Consider the following 16,378-nt stretch of genomic DNA (forward strand, 5'->3'; position numbering starts at 1 on the left):
TCCATGTATGAAAATGGAGGTTAGATATGCGAACGCCGCCCGTCAATGGGGCCCGTCGCCGCCTGCGCTTACGATCGGGCCATGCCAGAGGAGACAGGCGGCGTCCGCGAGGTGAAGTCGGCCGCCCGCACGGTCGAGCTGCTGGAACTCCTCGCCGCCCGCGGGGACCGTCCGGCGCGGCTGCGTGAGCTGGCGGACGCGCTGGGCGTGCCGCGCAGCTCGATGTACGCGCTGCTGCAGACCCTGATCGGCCGGGGCTGGGTGCGCACGGACGTCACCGGCTCCCTCTACGGCATCGGCATCCACGCCCTGCTGGCCGGAACCGGCTACCTGGACTCCGACCCGCGCGTCCGTCTGGTCCGCCCGTATCTCGACGAGGCGTCGGAGGCGCTGGGCGAGACCATCCACCTGGGGCGGCTGGACGGGCGGGACGTGGCCTATCTGGCGACGCGGGAGTCGCACGCATACCTGCGCACGATCAGCCGGGTCGGCCGCCGGCTGCCCGCGCACGTGGGCGCGCTCGGCAAGGCCCTGCTGGCCGAACGCCCGGACGCCGAGCTGCCCGAGGGCCCCTACGAGGCGCTGACGCCGAGGTCGCACACGAGCCGGGAGTCGCTGCTGGCCGACCTGGCCGGGGTCCGGGCGCGCGGCTACTCGGTGGACCGGGAGGAGGGCGTCACCGGTATCGCCGGTTTCGGCTTCGCCCTGCGCTACGACCGTCCCGCGCAGGACGCGATCAGCTGCTCGGTGCCGGTGGCCCGGCTGACGGCGGAGCACGAGGAACGGATCGTCGTGGTGATGCGGGAGATCCGGGCGAAGATCGAGGCGGCGGCGACCGCGCCGGGGACGGGGAACGGCTCGGCGGGAGCCGTGAACTGGCGCTGAAAGGCGCCCTTTTACCCGCGCACCCCCACCCCAAACGCAAAGTGATCCACATCACGCACCCCGCGCTTCTTCTCCCTCCCCGCGCTTGATACAAATTGCCCGCGCGTTCCTGTCCGTCGACGGCCTGCGCCCCACCCCCCTTTTTTGAGCCTCTTCTTTCCGCATGCCCTGGAACGCCCGTGTTCGCCCGCCGCACCCCCACGCCCTGGCCCCTGCTCGCCCTTTTCACGGCCGGATACCTCGCTCCCTACCTGCTGCCGACCGTCGTCGGCCGGCTGGAGTCGGGACTTCCCCTGACCGCCACCGAGGCGGGTGCCGTCGGCAGCGCGCTGCTGCTGAGTTCGGCGTCGGCGGGATTCCTGCTGGCCTCGAGGGTGGAACGGATCGGCGCCCGGACCCTGGCCCGCGCCGGACTCGCGCTGGCCGTGCTCGGCTACGGCGGGGCCGCCCTCGCCGGTGACGTCCCGGCCGTGGTCGCGGGCGCCGTCCTCGGCGGCTTCGGCTCCGGTACGGCCACGACGGTCGCCGCGACCCGGATCGCCGCCCAGCCCGATCCGCACCGTGCCTCCACGCTGGGCCTGCTCGCGGTCTCCGCGCTCGCCGCCGTCGTCTATCTGACGGTGCCGCGGCTCGGGCCCGGACACGGGCAGCCGCTCGCCGCCATCGCGCTCACCGCGGCCGCCGTGTGGCCGCTGACCGGCCGGCTGCCCGCACGGACGGCCCCCGCGCCGACGGCCCGCCGCGCGGAACGCGCCCGTCTGCCCCATCTGCGCTCCGGGCTCGTCCTGGCCGCCGCCATGCCCTGCTGGTCGCTGGTGCAGAACTCCCTGTGGGGAGTCAGCGGCCGGATCGGCCTGACGCAGGCCCACCTGGGCGAGGCGGCGGTCGGCGCCGTCTTCGCGGTGGCGCTGGGCGCCGGCCTCATGGGTGTGCTCGGCGCGGGATTCCTGGGACCGCGCCTCGGACGGGCGGTGCCCATCGGTGCCGGGACCGTCCTCATCGCGGGCTGCGTCGTCGTGAGCGCCCGCGCGACCGGTCCGGTGAGCTTCGCGACCGGTGAGATCGCCTGGAACGTGCTCTACCCCGTCGTCCTGTCGTACCTCATCGGGCTGGCCGCCTCGCTCGACCCGCGCGGCCGCTGGGCGGTGCTCGTCGGCTCCGCGGGCTCACTGGGCACCGCCGCCGGGCCGCTGACCGGGAGCGTGCTGTCGGCACAGGCCGGGTTCCCCGCGATGGGGCTGGTGCTCGGGGCGGGACTGCTCGTCGTCGCCGTACCGATGACCGCCGTGGCCCTGCACACGGGCGGACGGCCACTGTCCACGGGCGCCGTGCGGCGCCGGGGCGGCGCATCGGAGCAGCCGGTCGTCGAGCTCATCGAGCTGGACACCCCGGCCAGACCCGCACCGGACGCCTACGACACGGCCGGCCCCCGGCAGGCGGGCACGTCCCCGGGCTCCGGGAGCTGAGTCCCCCCACAGCCCCGCCCGCCGGCGGAGAGACCGGCCCGTCGCCGCGAGCGGGAGGGCCGGGCCCGCCCGCGACCGTGCGGTGTCCCGGCCCCGGCCGCACGCCCCGCGCCGGTGGGCCGTTGAGGTGAGTCCGCTACTGCAATGAGTGCCCCCGCCGGGGTTTTCCGGGCCTGTGCCCTCGGCGCGCTGCCGATGATGTCGGTCGAATCCGACCGTCCGGATCCCACCGCCCGGATCCGGCTGCCCGAAGGAGCATCATGCGGTCTGCACGCATCGTGGGCCTGCTGCTGGGGGCCGTGCCCCTGGTGGCGATCGGCGCCCTGGCACCGGCGTCCGCCACGCCGAAGCCGAAACCGCGCGCCCTGGTCGTCCCCACCAGGGCCTTCCCGACCATCCAGTCCGCGGTCGACGCCGCGCGCCCGGGAGACCGCGTCACCGTCCGCCCCGGCGTCTACCGGGAGCAGGTGACGATCGGCAAGAAGCTCACCCTCACCGGGGCGGGAGCCGGGAAGACCACGATCCGCGCCCCGAGGAAGCTGGTGAAGGGACCCGACGGCCGCACCGCGATCGTCACCCTCGACGACGCGGCATCGGTGCGGATCTCCCGTCTCACGGTGAGCGGGCCGGGTTCCGGCACCTGCGACAAGGGCGCGCTGGGAGCGGGCATCCGGGTCATGGGCGGGGCCCACCTGGACCTCGGCCGGGCGAAGGTGACCCACATCAAGGACACCCCCCTCGCACCGTGCTTCCGCAGCGCCACCGCGGTCCTCGTCGGCGGCCTTCCGGAGGGCACCGGATCGGCGACCATCACCGACTCCCGCATCACGGACTACCAGGGCGCCGGCATCGTCGTCCTCAACGCGCGCTCCCGCGCCACCCTGGTCCGCAATGTCGTCGTCGGACAGAAGAAGCTGTCGACGGACGGGATCGAGTTCATCGAGGCGACCGGCCGGATCGAGCACAACGTCGTCCGTGACAACGCCTGCCGCGAGCCGGACCCGGGCTGCGGCACCGACTTCTTCGAGGACGTCCAGCACGCCGGCATCCTGGCGGGCGCCCCGGGGACGGTCATCACCGGGAACCGCCTCACCGGGAACCAGCTGGGCATCTACGCGGTGGACACCGCGAGGATCAGCCGCAACCGCATGACCGGCAACACCTACTTCGGGATGGCCCTCCAGGACGGTTCGTTCACCGCGGCCAAGGACGTCGTCCGGGGCGGGACCGGCGGTGTCGCGGTCATCGCGTCGTCCGTCGACACCACCGCCCGGCTGCACCATGTGAAGATCACCAAGACCTCGGGGCCCCGGATCCGCACGTTCACCTGCTGTGGCCACACCGCCACGGTGAAGACCAGGCGCCAGGCGGAGCGGACCGCTCCCTACGAAGGAAACGTGTAGGCGTCCACCTCGGCGAGACACCGCGCCCGCCGCTCCTCGTCGTCCTCCAGGAAGGAGGCGGTGAAGGAGTTGCGGGCCAGCTCGCGCAGCCGTTCCTCGCTCAGGCCCAGGGTCTGCCGTACGGCGTCGAAGTTGTCGCCCGCGTAGCCGCCGAAGTAGGCCGGGTCGTCGGAGTTGACCGTGCAGACGAGCCCGGCGTCGAGCATCGCGGGCAGCGGGTGGTCGGCGAGGGTGTCGACCGTGCGCAGCCGCACGTTGGACAGCGGGCACAGGGTGAGCGGGATCCGCTCCCGCACCAGCCGCTCGACGAGCGCCGGGTCCTCCATGCAGCGCAGCCCGTGGTCGACGCGCTCGACGCCGAGGACGTCGAGGGCCTCGGTGATGTACTCCGGCGGCCCCTCCTCCCCCGCGTGCGCCACGCGGCGCAGCCCCAGCGCGGCGGCGGCTTCGTACACCTCGCGGAACTTCACCGGCGGGTGCCCCACCTCGGCGGAGTCGAGCCCGATGCCGGTGATCCGGTCGAAGTGGGGCTTGGCCGCCTCCAGCGTCTCGAGGGCCGACTCGGCGGATTCGTCGCGCAGGAAGCAGAGGATCAGCCGGGTCGAGATCCCGTGGTCGGCCTCACTGGTCCCGAGCGCCCGCCACAGCCCCTCCACGACCGTGCCCATGCCGACGCCGCGGGCCAGATGGGCCTGCGGGTCGAAGAAGATCTCCGCGTGCCGCACGCCCTGTGCGGCGGCGCGGGCGAGGTAGGCGCGCGCCAGATCCTCGAAGTCCCGCTCGGTGCGCAGGACGGCCATGAGTTCGTAGTACAGGTTCAGGAAGGACTGCAGATCCTCGAACCGGTACGCCCTGCGGAGTTCGTCGGTGTCGGCGTACGGCAGCGCGACCCCGTTGCGGGCGGCCAGCTCGAAGGCCAGCTCCGGCTCCAGGGTGCCTTCGATGTGCAGGTGCAGTTCGGCTTTCGGGAGGGACATCAAAGCATCGTACGTCCGCTTTACCGTCGTTTCGGCAGCGGCACCCGGAGCAGATCGTGGGCCACGGTCAGCTCGCCGTCGAAGCCCGCCGCCCTCGCCTGGCGCTCGAAGTCGTCCGGCTCCGAGTAGCGCTGGCTGAAGTGGGTGAGCACGAGATGCCGTACGCCGGCGTCCCGGGCGGCGCGGGCGGCCTGACCGGCGGTCAGATGGCCGTGCTCGACGGCGAGTCGCTCGTCCTCGTCGAGGAAGGTCGACTCGATGACGAGCATGTCGGCGCCCTCCGCGAGCGCGTGCACGCCCTCGCACATCCGGGTGTCCATGACGAACGCGAACCGCTGCCCGCGCCGGATCTCGCTCACGTCGTCGAGCGAGACACCGCGGACGAAACCCTCGCGCTGGAGAAGGCCCACGTCCGGACCCTTGATGCCGTGCGCGGCGAGGCGGTCGGGGAGCATCCGGCGGCCGTCGGGTTCGATCAGCCGGTAGCCGTAGGACTCCACGGGGTGGGAGAGCCTGCGGGCCTCCAGCGTGCAGGAGCCCAGGCTGCCGACGGCCCCGTCGGCGCTCACCGGTGCCTCGGTCAGCTCCACCGTCTCCCGGTAGGCGGTCGCGTAGCGGAGGCGGTCGAAGAAGCGCTGCCCCGACTGCGGGTAGTGGACGGTGACCTCGTGCCGGACCTGGTCGAGATTGATGCGCTGGACGACCCCGGCGAGGCCGAGCGAGTGGTCGCCGTGGAAGTGCGTGACGCAGATCCGGTGGATGTCGTGGGCCGCGACACCGGCCCGCAGCATCTGGCGCTGGGTGCCCTCGCCGGGATCGAAGAGGATGCCCTCGCCGTCCCAGCGGAGCAGATAGCCGTTGTGGTTGCGGTGCCGGGTCGGGACCTGGCTGGCGGTGCCGAGGACGACCAGTTCACGTACGGACATGGCAGGTCACCCGGGGGGCCACTGCAGGCCACGGCCGCCGATGACGTGCGCGTGGGCGTGCCAGACGGTCTGGCCGGCGCCGGTGCCGGTGTTGAAGACGATGCGGTAGCTCTCCAGCTTGTCCTCGTCGGCGACGGCCTGCGTCTCGCGCAGCACGTCGGCGGCGAGCTGCGGCGCCTCGGCGGCCAGGACGGCGGCGTCCTTGTAGTGCGCCTTCGGGATCACCAGGACGTGCGTGGGGGCCTGCGGGTTGATGTCCCGGAACGCCACGGTCGTCTCCGTCTCCCGGATGATCGTCGCCGGGATGTGCCCTTCGACGATCTTGCAGAACAGGCAGTCGTCCTGCGGTTCCCCGGCCATGAGGTCTCCTTTGCGGCGGGTGATCTCTTACGGGGCATCGTAGCGAGCGGTGGCTGGACGACGGCCACCTCTTTGCCGACCGAGCCGCGTGGTGGAGGGGCACAGGCCGGGGGTCCAGGGGGCGGGGAGCCCCCTGGACGGTCACGGCAGCGCGGGGGGCGTTCTGGCCGGCGTCGACTCCAGCGCGGCCAACGCCAGCCGCACCGCCTCGTCCAGCTGGACGTCCCGGCCGGCCGCGTGGTCCTGCGGGGCGCAGACCACCTCGACGTCCGGGTCGACGCCGTGGTTCTCCACGCCCCACCCGTAACCCTCCAGCCAGATCGCGTACTTGGGCTGGGTGACGAGGGTGCCGTCGACCAGGTGGTAGCGGCTGTCGATGCCGATCGTGCCGCCCCAGGTGCGGGTGCCGACCACCGGTCCGATCCCGAGGGCCTTGATCGCCGCGTTGACGATGTCCCCGTCGGACCCGGAGAACTCGTTGGCGACGGCGACCACGGGCCCCCGGGGCGCGTCCTCCGGATAGCTGAACGGCCGCATCCCGCGCGGCACGTCCCAGCCGACGATCCGCCGCGCCAGCTTCTCCACGACCAGTTGCGAGGTGTGTCCGCCCCGGTTCTCCCGGACGTCCACGACCAGCCCCTCACGGGCCACCTCCACCCGCAGGTCGCGGTGGATCTGGGCCCAGCCGGGCGCCTGCATGTCCGGCACGTGGAGGTAGCCGAGCCGGCCCCCCGAGACCTCGTGCACATACGCCCGCCGGTCCGCGACCCACGCGTGGTAGCGCAGCGCCTCCTCGTCGGCGACGGGGACCACGACCGCGTGCCGCGGCTCGCCCCCGCCGGAGGGCGAGACGGTCAGTTCCACCACCTTGCCCGCCGTGCCGACGAGCAGCGGGCCGGGGCCCGTCACCGGGTCCACCGGATGCCCCGACACGGCGACGATCGCGTCCCCGGCCCGCACCGCGACGCCGGGTGCGGCGAGCGGCGAGCGGGCGTCGGGGTCGGAGGTCTCCGAGGGCAGCACCCGGTCGATGCGCCAGCTGCCGTCCTCGTGCCGGGAGATGTCGGCGCCGAGCAGCCCCTGGCGGGCGCCCCGGCCGAAGCCGCCGCGGGGCGAGACGTAGGCGTGTGAGGTGCCCAGCTCGCCGTGCACCTCCCAGAGCACGTCGACCAGGTCGTCGTGGGTGGCGACCTTCTCCAGCAGCGGCCGGTAGCGGTCCAGGACGCCGTCCCAGTCCACTCCTCCCAGGTCCGCCCGCCAGAAGTTGTCCCGCATGATGCGGCCGGTCTCGTCGTACATCTGCCGCCACTCGGCGGCCGGGTCGACCAGCTGCCGGATCCGGCCGAGGTCGACCGTGATGTTGCTGTCGCTGTCCTCGTCGCCGGAGGCGCGCCGGTCGCTGGGTACGACCTTGAGCTTGCCGTCGGTCCGCAGCAGCAGCCGCTTGCCGTCGCCGCTGACCTCGTAGCCGTCGGCGTCGGCGGCGAGGTGCTCGATGCGCTGCTGGACGAGGTCGTAGCGCTCCAGCTCGGTGTTCGGATCGGGGTCGTCGGGGGTGGCGCGGGAGGTGCCGAGGACGCCGCGCACGGGGTGGCGCAGCCACAGCACGCCGTCCTTGGCCGCCGCGAGGCCGGAGTAGCGGCCGGCCTCGACCGGGAAGGGCACTATCCGGTCGGCGAGGCCCTCGAGGTCGATCCGGGTGGCCGGGGTGCCCTCGCTGTCGGGCGTCTCGTCCTTGTCGGGCGCGTCGAAGGGACGGCCGTGCCGCTGCGGGCCGAACGGCGACGGCGTCGTCGCGGCCAGCGTGATCAGGTGCGGGCGGGCGCCGGCCGGGAAGGAGAGGTCGAAGACGTGCTCGTCGTAGACCGGGTCGAAGGCGCGCGTGGACAGGAACGCCAGGTGCTTGCCGTCGAGGGTGAAGGCGGGCGCGTAGTCGCGGAAGCGCAGCGGGGTCGCCTCGGTGACCGACAGATCGGTGACGTTGGCGAGCTTGAGCTGGGCGAGCGGGCGCGGGCCGGGGTGCGACCAGGCGAGCCACGCCGAGTCGGGCGAGAAGACCAGGTCGCCGACGTCTCCGTCGGCGCTGCGGTCGACCTCGCGGACCTCGCCGCTCTCCCGTTCTACGAGCAGCAGCCGCCCGTCGTGCGAGGCGACGGCGGCCCGGCTGCCGTCGGGCGCCATGGCGAGTTCCAGGACCCGCCCGAGCCGTCCGGCCGCGAGCCGGCGCGGGGCGGCGCCCGCGACGGGCCCGGTGGCCGGGGCGAACTCCAGGGCGTCCTCGCCCTCGGCGTCCGTCACCCACACCACCCACTCCTCGCCCTCCGTGCGGAAGGTGCGCGGCAGCCGGGCCCGCACCCCCGGCTCGGCGGCGAGCGCCCGCGCGGGCCCGGAGCGGTGGGTCACCCAGTGCACGGCCCCGCGCACCTCGACGGCGCTGCCGCGCGCGGTGTGGTCCGGCGCGGCCCCGCCCAGCCAGCGCGAGGGGGTCACCGGGTACGGGCGGCGGTCGGTGCGCTGCCCGCCGAGGCGGACGTCGAGGCGGCGTGGCTCGGCACCGTCGAGGTCGTCGAGCAGCCACAGCTCCCCCGCCGACATGTACACGATCCGGGTGCCGTCGCCGGTGGCGTGCCGGGCGTAGAAACCGTCCAGCGGGGTGTGCCGCCGCAGGTCGGACCCGTCGGCGAGGGACGAGTACAGCGCGCCGGTGCCCTCGTGGTCGGAGAGGAACGCGATCCTGTCCCCGGCCCACACCGGGTACTCGATGTTCCCGTCCAGCTCGGTGTGCAGCCGGACGAAGTCGCCGGTGCCGTCCCGGTCGATCCACAGCTTGCCCGCCGTGCCGCCCCGGTAGCGCTTCCAGTAGGCGGCCTCGCGGCCCATCGGCGCGGACAGCAGCACCGTGTGCGGGCCGTGGGCCACGGCGCCGACCGGGCCGTACGGCAGTGTGGTGGCCGGTCCGCCGTCGACGGGGACGGCCCGGGCCCAGCTGCGGCGCAGGGTCGCCTGGTCGTGGGTGCTGACGGCGAGGACCTGGCCCTGCGGGGTCCAGCCGCGCACCCGGGTCTGCCAACTCCCCCAGTACGTCAGGCGGGTGGCCGGTCCGCCGTCGACCGGGGCGATGTGCACCTCGGGGGCGCCGTCGCGGGTGGAGGCCCAGGCGACGGTGGTGCCGTCGGGCGAGATACGGGGCGAGGAGACCGGTACGTTGTCGGCGCTGACCCGCCAGGCGCGCCCTCCGCCGAGGGGCGCGAGCCACACGTCGTCCTCGGCGGCGAAGGCCACCAACTCGCCGTGCAGGTGCGGGTGTCGGAAGTATGCGGCAGGCGTCGCGGACTGTGTCACCAGGTCACTCTATGCAAGGACGGCGCCGCAGGTCAGGGGTTTCGATCACTTCTGTCCGCCACTGCCCTGCACGGTCCGGGTGACGGTCACGGTGACCGTGACGGTCGGCTGCCCGCCGGGCCGCGCCGAGCCGGACGGCCCGACCGGCGAGGGGGTCACGGATCCGCAGTCCCCGAGCCCGCTGACCCGGAACACCTCCTTCTTGCCGACGACCGCCCGCAGGTCACCCCGCACGCACTTGCCGTCGACCGCGCGGACGACCTTGCCGTCGACGCCGACGTCCCGTCCGTCGCCGGTCTCCCCCTGGCACTCGACGGAGACGAGACGGTCCTCGGTGCCGCCGGTGCAGGTCAGCCAGCGCACGTCGACGTCCCGCCGCTCGATCTCCGCCGTTGCGGCCTGGTCGGTCGTGTAGGCCACGGAGGCACTGCTCACCCCGCCGCCCGGCTCGCAGGCCACGGCGCCGCCCACGGCCACCGGCACGACCAGGAGAAGCCGCATCCGCCTCAAGGCTCCCATGGAGGGCAGCCTGCCACTCACGCAGACGGCGCGACAGCCCGTATGCGGCCACGATCTACGCTGAACCCATGCGCGACCGACGCCGTCTGAGAAGTCTCGTCGTGGACGACGCCACCACGTATCTGTGGAGGGTCCGTCACCGGCACGAGCCCTGCCGGGAGATCCTCACCCTCCTGCGCGACGGGGTCCGCACCCGGATCGTCTTCCGGACCGGGGACGGCCACTACGCCGGCGACGGCGCGTACACCCACACCGGCGGTGTGGGCGACCGCCACCACCACCTCAACCTCCACCGGCCCGCCGTCGTACGCGCCCTCGTCGACGAGGCGGCCCGACGCGGACTGCTGCCCTCGACGGAGGACTTGGACGGCTGGGAACTGTTCCCGGCAGTGGCCCACGACTGAACACCCCGGCGCCGGCCAGAAGCAGCGACCCCTCCGGCCTGGGATCAGGAACAGCGGCGCGTCCGGCCAAGGACCACGCCCAGCGGCCCCGTCCCGCCCGGGACCAGAACCAGCGACACGCCCGGCCGACGATCACGCCCAGCGGCCCCGCCCCGCCCGGGATCAGGACCAGCGGCCCGTGCGGCCGAGGATCAGGGCTGTGGCGGCCGTTCCGGCGGTCGAGGTGCGCAGCACGCTGCGGCCCAGCCGGTACGCCCTGGCACCCGCCTGTTCGAAGAGCGCCAACTCGTCCGGGGAGACGCCCCCTTCGGGGCCGACGACGAGCACGATCTCGCCCTCGGCGGGGAGTTGGGCGGTGGCCAGCGGCTCGCTGCCGTAGTCACGGTCCTCGTGCAGTACGGCGGCGAAGTCGGCCCGCGCCAGCATGTCCGCCACCTGCTTGGTGGTCGCCGCGTCGGCGACCAGGGGGAAGCGGACCCGGCGGGACTGCTTGCCGGCCTCACGGGCGGTGGCCCGCCACTTCGCGAGCGCCTTCAGCCCCCGCTCGCCCTTCCACTGTGTGATGCAGCGGGAGGCGGCCCACGGGACGATCGCGTCGACGCCGGTCTCGGTCATCGTCTCGACGGCCAGCTCGCCCCGGTCCCCCTTCGGCAGCGCCTGGACGACGGTGACGCGGGGCGACTCGACGGGCTCCTCGACGACGTCCTTCAGGCTCACGACCAGCCGGTCCCTGCCCTCGGCGGCGAGCACCTCGCCCTCCGCCCAGTGCCCTGCCCCGTCGGTGAGGACGACCGCCTCCCCGGCCCGCAGCCGCTTCACGGAGACGGCGTGCCGTCCCTCGGGCCCTTCCAGCACGAACGCGCCGCCGCGGGTCAGCTCGTCGACGACGAACACCGGCGCGGTCACGAGAGGCCCCGCTCACCGGCCGGACGCCGCACCAACGCCGCCCGTGCCGCCTCGAGTTCGGACACCAGGACCTCCACCAGCCGCCCGGCGGGAAGCTCCCGGGCCATCCGGTGCCCCTGGCCCGCCCACAGCGCCATGCCCTGCGCGTCGCCCGCCTTGGCGGCGGCCTTGCGCAGCGGCGAGGTGAGGTGGTGGACCTCGGGGTAGGCGGCGGGGGCGTAGGGGCCGTGCTCGCGCAGGAAGCGGTTGACCAGGCCGCGGGCGGGGCGGCCGGAGAAGGCGCGGGTCAGTTCGGTGCGCACGAAGAGGGGGTTGGTCAGCGCCTCCTTGTGCACGGCGTGCGCGCCCGACTCGGGGGTGGCGAGGAAGGCGGTGCCCAGCTGGGCCGCGCTCGCGCCGGCCGCGAGGACGGCGGCGATCTGGCTGCCGCGCATGATGCCGCCGGCGGCGACGATCGGCAGGCTCACGGCCTCGCGGACCTGGGCGATCAGGGAGAGCAGCCCGATGCCGGAGCCGTCGTTCTCGGGGATGTCCTTGTGGGTGCCCTGGTGCCCGCCGGCCTCCATGCCCTGCACGATCACGGCGTCCGCCCCGGCCTGCTCGACGGCCCCGGCCTCCTCTACGGAGGTCACGGTGACCAGGGTGAACGTGCCCGCGCGGCGCAGCGACTCCAGCGTGTCGGCGCTGGGGACGCCGAAGTGGAAGGACGCCACCGGCACCGGGTTGTCCAGCAGTACGGCGATCTTGGCGTCGTAGCCGTCGTCGCGGCCGCTGTCCGGGTCGCCCAGCTCGGTGTCGTACCAGGTGGACTCGCCGGCGAGCTGCTCGGCGTAGACCTGCACGGCGCCGGCGTCGAGAGGCGCGGCGCCGGCCGTTGCGGTGGAGCCGTCGACCGCACCGGGTTGTTCGGGCTGCGGCATGAAGAGGTTCACGCCGAAGGGGCGGCCGGTGAGCCCCCGGAGCTGCTTGATCTCCTGGTACATGCCGTCGGCCGTCTTGTACCCGGCGGCGAGGAACCCGAGCCCGCCGGCCTCGGACACGGCGGCGGCGAGCTGGGGCACGGAGACGCCGCCCGCCATGGGGGCCTGCACGATCGGATGGGGGAAGAGATCGGTCAGCGCGGAGGACATGACGGCATGTTGTCACGTCCTCCGAACAAGTCCGAATCCGGCCGTCCCTCCGGCGAGGGTGTGACGGGACCAGCCGGTGCTGCGGTCCGGGCCGAGGCCCGTCCAGGGCCTCGGCGGGGGTCCGGGGGCGGCGGCGCGGCAGCCCCCGGCAGCCCGTCAGCGGCCGTTGAACGCGTCCTTCAGCCGCGAGAACAGACCCTGCTGGCCCGGCTGGAACTGGCCCTGCGGCCGCTCCTCGCCGCGGAGCTTGGCCAGCTCGCGCAGCAGCCGTTCCTGCTCGGGGTCGAGCTTGGTCGGCGTCTGGACCTCGACGTGGACGATGAGGTCGCCGCGGCCGCCGCCCCGCAGATGGGTGACGCCCCGGCCGTGCAGCGGGATCGACTGGCCGGACTGGGTGCCGGGCCGGATGTCGACCTCCTCCAGGCCGTCCAGCGTCTCCAGCGGCACCTTGGTGCCGAGGGCCGCCGCGGTCATCGGGAGCGTCACCGTGCAGTGCAGGTCGTCGCCGCGCCGCTGGAACATCGCGTGCGGCAGCTCGTGGATCTCGACGTACAGGTCACCGGCGGGACCGCCGCCGGGGCCGACCTCGCCCTCGCCCGCGAGCTGGATGCGGGTGCCGTTGTCGACACCGGCCGGGATCTTGACCGTGAGCGTCCGCCGGGAGCGGATACGGCCGTCGCCCGCGCACTCCGGGCACGGGGTCGGGACGACGGTGCCGAAGCCCTGGCACTGCGGGCAGGGCCGCGAGGTCATGACCTGGCCGAGGAAGGACCGGGTCACCTGGGAGACCTCGCCGCGGCCGCGGCACATGTCGCACGTCTGGGCCGTGGTGCCGGGGGCGGCGCCCTCACCGCTGCAGGTGCCGCAGACGACCGCCGTGTCGACCTGGATGTCCTTGGTCGTGCCGAAGGCGGCCTCCTCGAGGTCCACCTCCAGCCGGATCATCGCGTCCTGGCCGCGCCGGGTGCGCGAGCGCGGGCCGCGCTGGGACGCCGTGCCGAAGAACGCGTCCATGATGTCGGAGAAGTTGCCGAAGCCACCCGCCCCGAAGCCGCCCGCGCCGCCGCCCGCCTGCGAGAGGGGGTCGCCGCCGAGGTCGTAGACCTGCTTCTTCTGCGGGTCCGACAGCACCTCGTAGGCGGCGTTGATCTCCTTGAACCGCTCCTGGGTCTTCGGATCCGGGTTGACGTCCGGGTGCAGCTCGCGGGCGAGCCGGCGGAAGGCCTTCTTGATCTCTTCCTGCGACGCGTCGCGGCGCACGCCGAGAACGGCGTAGTAGTCCGTGGCCACTTACGACTCCGCCAGGATCTGTCCGACGTACCGTGCCACTGCGCGTACCGCTCCCATCGTTCCCGGGTAATCCATGCGGGTCGGTCCGACCACGCCGAGCTTGGCGACTGCCTCGCCGCCCGAACCGTAGCCGACCGACACCACGGAAGTGGAGTTGAGTCCCTCGTAGGCGTTCTCGTGACCGATGCGTACGGTCATGCCCGAATCCCCCGCCTCGCCCAGGAGCTTGAGGAGCACCACGTGCTCCTCAAGGGCCTCCAGGACGGGCCGGATGGTGAGGGGAAAGTCATGTCCGAAGCGGGTGAGATTGGCGGTGCCGCCGATCATCAGCCGCTCCTCGTTCTCCTCGACGAGCGTCTCCAGCAGCGTGGAGAGCACCGTCGAGACCGTGCCGCGGTCCTCGGCCTCGAAGGCGTCCGGCAGGTCCTCGACCAGACGCGGCACGTCCGTGAACCGGCGGCCCGCGACCCGGCTGTTGAGCCGCGCGCGTAGATCCGCCAGCGAGGCCTCCCCGAAGGGCGCCGGGCAGTCCACCATCCGCTGCTCGACGCGGCCGGTGTCCGTGATCAGCACGAGCATCAGCCGGGCCGGGGCGAGCGACAGCAGTTCCACGTGCCGCACGGTGGACCGGGTCAGCGACGGGTACTGCACGACGGCGACCTGCCGCGTGAGCTGGGCGAGCAGCCGCACCGTCCGCGCGACCACGTCGTCGAGGTCGACGGCGCCGTCGAGGAAGTTCTGGATGGCGCGCCGCTCGGGCGCGGTCATCGGCTTGACGCCGGCCAGCTTGTCGACGAACAGCCGGTAGCCCTTGTCGGTGGGGATGCGCCCGGCGCTGGTGTGCGGCTGGGCGATGTACCCCTCGTCCTCCAGGGCGGCCATGTCGTTGCGGACCGTCGCCGGGGACACGCCGAGGTTGTGCCGCTCCGTGAGCGCCTTCGAGCCCACGGGCTCCTCGGTGCCGACATAGTCCTGGACGATGGCGCGCAGTACCTGCAGCCTGCGTTCACTCAGCATCCGCGCACACCTCCAGAAGTAGTCCCCAGTCCCCTGGGCGCCTGCCCTGGCACTCTTCACTTCCGAGTGCCAGCGTTCCCCGGCCCAGTGTACGGCTGTGGGGTACGCCCCGGGCAAGGTCGTCCGGCGGCAGGGCGTCCTACCGTTAGCGTCCCGGTATGACGGTGACTTGGGAAGAGCTGGGGTGGGAGCAGGTCGCGGCCGGGGTCGGGCGGGTGCGGCTGCCGGGCTGGGACTGCACGGCCGGGCTGGTCGTCGGGGCGGGCGCGGTGCTGGTGGTGGACGCGGGGTCGAGCCTCGCGGAGGGTGCGCGGCTGCGGGCGCAGGCCGAGGAGCTGACCGGCGCGCGTGTGACCCATCTCGCGCTCACCCATCCGCACTTCGACCATGTGTTCGGCGCCGCGGCGTTCGCGGGCGCGGAGGTCTTCGGGGCGGTGGGCGTCGACACGGTACGGGCGGAGGAGCTGCGGGCGGACGCGGTGCGCCACGGTCTGGACGAGACGACCGCTACGGAGGCCGCGGACACCCTGGTCCGCCCCCGCCACCTCGTCTCCGGCGAGTGGACCCTCGGCCTCGGCGGCGGCCGGCAGGTCCTGCTGGCGAACGTCGGCCCCGCCCACACCGCCCACGACCTGGTGGTCCTCGTCCCCGGCGGCCCCGGCTCCCCGGAGGTCGTGTTCTGCGGCGACCTGGTCGAGGAGTCCGGCGAGCCGCAGGCCGGCCCCGACGCCGTCCCCTCCCACTGGCCCGCCGCCCTGGACCGACTCCTCGACCTCGGCGGCGAGGACGCGCTGTACGTGCCCGGTCACGGGGCCGTGGTGGACGCGGCGTACGTGCGGGCGCAGCGGGACGCGCTGGCGGTGCGTTTCGGCGTGTCGCGCTGAGCCTTCACCCCTCGGGGCCGGGGCTTCTCCTATCGTCATCCGAATGCGCCAGTACTCCGCCGACCTGACTCCTCCCTGGAAGAAGCCGAAGCCCGTCCCCGAGGTCCCGGCGGAGCCCGGCCTGGTCGTGGAGGAGCCCGGCACCGGCTTCTGCGGCGCGGTGATCCGCTGCGAGGCGGGCGCGGTGACCCTGGAGGACCGCTTCGGCAAGCACCGGGTGTTCCCGCTGGAGCCGCGCGGCTTCCTGCTGGAGGGCCGCGTGGTGACCCTCGTACGGCCGTCGTCGGGTGGCCCCGTGCGCCCGGCCCGTACCGCCTCCGGTTCGGTCGCCGTCCCCGGCGCCCGCGCACGGGTGGCCCGCGCCGGCCGCATCTACGTCGAGGGCCGGCACGACGCCGAGCTGGTCGAGAAGGTGTGGGGCGACGACCTGCGCATCGAGGGCGTGGTCGTGGAGTACCTGGAGGGCGTCGACGACCTGCCGTCGATCGTCGCGGACTTCGCCCCGGGCCCGGACGCGCGCCTGGGCGTCCTGGTGGACCACCTGGTGCCGGGGACGAAGGAGTGGCGCATCGCGCAGTCGGTGACCAGCGCGCACGCGCTGGTGGTCGGCCACCCGTACATCGACATCTGGGAGGCGGTGAAGCCGTCGTCCCTGGGCATCGCGGCCTGGCCGCGGGTACCGCACGGCCAGGACTGGAAGACGGGGGTGTGCCGGGCCCTGGGCTGGCCGTCGGACAACACCGGCGCGGTGTGGCAGGCGATCCTGGCGAAAGTCGGCTCCTACAGGGACCTGGAACCGGAGCTGCTGGGGCGGGTGGAGGAACTGATCGACTTCGTCACGGACAGCGGTGCGGCCTGACGCGGCACCG

The 16,378-nt window shown here is 73.6% G+C and carries 15 protein-coding genes; 6 read left to right on the forward strand and 9 right to left on the reverse strand.

Annotation, left to right across the window (positions count from 1 at the left end):
• Positions 1–81: 81 nt before the first annotated feature.
• The 3 genes from ACFY30_RS15160 (at position 82) to ACFY30_RS15170 (ending at position 3,754) form a co-directional block, all read left to right on the forward strand.
• The gene (locus tag ACFY30_RS15160; RefSeq protein ID WP_390845641.1) at positions 82–885 is read left to right on the forward strand and encodes an IclR family transcriptional regulator; all 804 of its coding nucleotides are present in this window, start codon (positions 82–84) and stop codon (positions 883–885) included.
• A gap of 179 nt (positions 886–1,064) precedes the next feature.
• On the forward strand, positions 1,065–2,351 hold the full coding sequence (locus tag ACFY30_RS15165; RefSeq protein WP_390845642.1) for an MFS transporter: 1,287 nt from the start codon (positions 1,065–1,067) through the stop codon (positions 2,349–2,351).
• A gap of 260 nt (positions 2,352–2,611) precedes the next feature.
• Positions 2,612–3,754 carry a nitrous oxide reductase family maturation protein NosD gene (locus ACFY30_RS15170; RefSeq protein ID WP_390845643.1) on the forward strand — a complete coding sequence of 381 codons (1,143 nt, stop codon included), beginning with the start codon at positions 2,612–2,614 and terminating at the stop codon, positions 3,752–3,754.
• Here the strand turns inward: ACFY30_RS15170 and ACFY30_RS15175 are convergent.
• The 5 genes from ACFY30_RS15175 to ACFY30_RS15195 all read right to left on the reverse strand — a co-directional run bounded on the left by ACFY30_RS15175 (position 3,736) and on the right by ACFY30_RS15195 (position 9,878).
• Entirely contained in the window at positions 3,736–4,731 is a 996-nt protein-coding gene (locus ACFY30_RS15175; RefSeq protein WP_390845645.1) for an adenosine deaminase, read from the reverse strand. The genes ACFY30_RS15170 and ACFY30_RS15175 overlap by 19 nt on opposite strands.
• A gap of 20 nt (positions 4,732–4,751) precedes the next feature.
• On the reverse strand, positions 4,752–5,657 hold the full coding sequence (locus ACFY30_RS15180) for a ribonuclease Z (protein WP_390845646.1): 906 nt from the start codon (positions 5,655–5,657) through the stop codon (positions 4,752–4,754).
• Between the two features lie 6 nt (positions 5,658–5,663).
• A complete protein-coding gene (locus ACFY30_RS15185; protein WP_390845647.1) occupies positions 5,664–6,017 on the reverse strand; it encodes a histidine triad nucleotide-binding protein in 354 nt (117 codons plus the stop codon).
• A gap of 141 nt (positions 6,018–6,158) precedes the next feature.
• The gene (locus tag ACFY30_RS15190; protein ID WP_390845648.1) at positions 6,159–9,359 is read right to left on the reverse strand and encodes a S41 family peptidase; all 3,201 of its coding nucleotides are present in this window, start codon (positions 9,357–9,359) and stop codon (positions 6,159–6,161) included.
• Positions 9,360–9,404: 45 nt separating this feature from the next.
• Complete coding sequence (locus ACFY30_RS15195; protein WP_390845649.1) at positions 9,405–9,878, reverse strand: hypothetical protein; 474 nt, start codon at positions 9,876–9,878, stop codon at positions 9,405–9,407.
• Positions 9,879–9,946: 68 nt separating this feature from the next.
• Between ACFY30_RS15195 and ACFY30_RS15200 the strand changes: the two genes are divergently transcribed.
• Positions 9,947–10,282: a hypothetical protein gene (locus ACFY30_RS15200; protein WP_390845651.1), complete on the forward strand. Its 336-nt coding sequence runs from the start codon at positions 9,947–9,949 to the stop codon at positions 10,280–10,282.
• A gap of 162 nt (positions 10,283–10,444) precedes the next feature.
• On the opposite strand, the gene ACFY30_RS15205 is transcribed toward ACFY30_RS15200, so the two are convergent.
• From ACFY30_RS15205 to hrcA, 4 genes are all read right to left on the reverse strand, one after another.
• Positions 10,445–11,188 carry a 16S rRNA (uracil(1498)-N(3))-methyltransferase gene (locus ACFY30_RS15205; RefSeq protein ID WP_390845652.1) on the reverse strand — a complete coding sequence of 248 codons (744 nt, stop codon included), beginning with the start codon at positions 11,186–11,188 and terminating at the stop codon, positions 10,445–10,447.
• On the reverse strand, positions 11,185–12,318 hold the full coding sequence (locus tag ACFY30_RS15210) for a nitronate monooxygenase (protein WP_390845653.1): 1,134 nt from the start codon (positions 12,316–12,318) through the stop codon (positions 11,185–11,187). The genes ACFY30_RS15205 and ACFY30_RS15210 overlap by 4 nt, the downstream gene beginning before the upstream one ends.
• 156 nt (positions 12,319–12,474) lie before the next feature.
• Positions 12,475–13,608 carry a molecular chaperone DnaJ gene (gene dnaJ / locus ACFY30_RS15215; protein ID WP_390655359.1) on the reverse strand — a complete coding sequence of 378 codons (1,134 nt, stop codon included), beginning with the start codon at positions 13,606–13,608 and terminating at the stop codon, positions 12,475–12,477.
• Positions 13,609–14,625, reverse strand: a complete 1,017-nt coding sequence (hrcA, locus tag ACFY30_RS15220; protein WP_390845654.1) for a heat-inducible transcriptional repressor HrcA — start codon at positions 14,623–14,625, stop codon at positions 13,609–13,611.
• Positions 14,626–14,783: 158 nt separating this feature from the next.
• On the opposite strand from hrcA, the gene ACFY30_RS15225 reads away from it, so the two are divergent.
• Together ACFY30_RS15225 and ACFY30_RS15230 are read left to right on the forward strand one after the other, a co-directional pair.
• Positions 14,784–15,509, forward strand: coding sequence for an MBL fold metallo-hydrolase (locus ACFY30_RS15225; protein WP_390845655.1), 726 nt, complete (start codon positions 14,784–14,786; stop codon positions 15,507–15,509).
• Positions 15,510–15,552: 43 nt separating this feature from the next.
• Positions 15,553–16,368, forward strand: coding sequence for a DUF3097 domain-containing protein (locus ACFY30_RS15230; protein ID WP_390845656.1), 816 nt, complete (start codon positions 15,553–15,555; stop codon positions 16,366–16,368).
• Positions 16,369–16,378: the final 10 nt, after the last annotated feature.

This window comes from Streptomyces sp. NPDC000345, from assembly GCF_042898825.1.
Classification (GTDB): domain Bacteria; phylum Actinomycetota; class Actinomycetes; order Streptomycetales; family Streptomycetaceae; genus Streptomyces.

Coding starts and splice junctions, on each gene's coding strand:
- ACFY30_RS15160 (WP_390845641.1), top strand. CDS start 82: ATGCCAGAGGAGACAGGCGGCGTCCGCGAGGTGAAGTCGGCCGCCCGC.
- ACFY30_RS15170 (WP_390845643.1), top strand. CDS start 2,612: ATGCGGTCTGCACGCATCGTGGGCCTGCTGCTGGGGGCCGTGCCCCTG.
- ACFY30_RS15175 (WP_390845645.1), bottom strand. CDS start 4,731: ATGTCCCTCCCGAAAGCCGAACTGCACCTGCACATCGAAGGCACCCTG.
- ACFY30_RS15180 (WP_390845646.1), bottom strand. CDS start 5,657: ATGTCCGTACGTGAACTGGTCGTCCTCGGCACCGCCAGCCAGGTCCCG.
- ACFY30_RS15185 (WP_390845647.1), bottom strand. CDS start 6,017: ATGGCCGGGGAACCGCAGGACGACTGCCTGTTCTGCAAGATCGTCGAA.
- ACFY30_RS15195 (WP_390845649.1), bottom strand. CDS start 9,878: ATGGGAGCCTTGAGGCGGATGCGGCTTCTCCTGGTCGTGCCGGTGGCC.
- ACFY30_RS15200 (WP_390845651.1), top strand. CDS start 9,947: ATGCGCGACCGACGCCGTCTGAGAAGTCTCGTCGTGGACGACGCCACC.
- ACFY30_RS15210 (WP_390845653.1), bottom strand. CDS start 12,318: ATGTCCTCCGCGCTGACCGATCTCTTCCCCCATCCGATCGTGCAGGCC.
- hrcA (WP_390845654.1), bottom strand. CDS start 14,625: ATGCTGAGTGAACGCAGGCTGCAGGTACTGCGCGCCATCGTCCAGGAC.
- ACFY30_RS15225 (WP_390845655.1), top strand. CDS start 14,784: ATGACGGTGACTTGGGAAGAGCTGGGGTGGGAGCAGGTCGCGGCCGGG.
- ACFY30_RS15230 (WP_390845656.1), top strand. CDS start 15,553: ATGCGCCAGTACTCCGCCGACCTGACTCCTCCCTGGAAGAAGCCGAAG.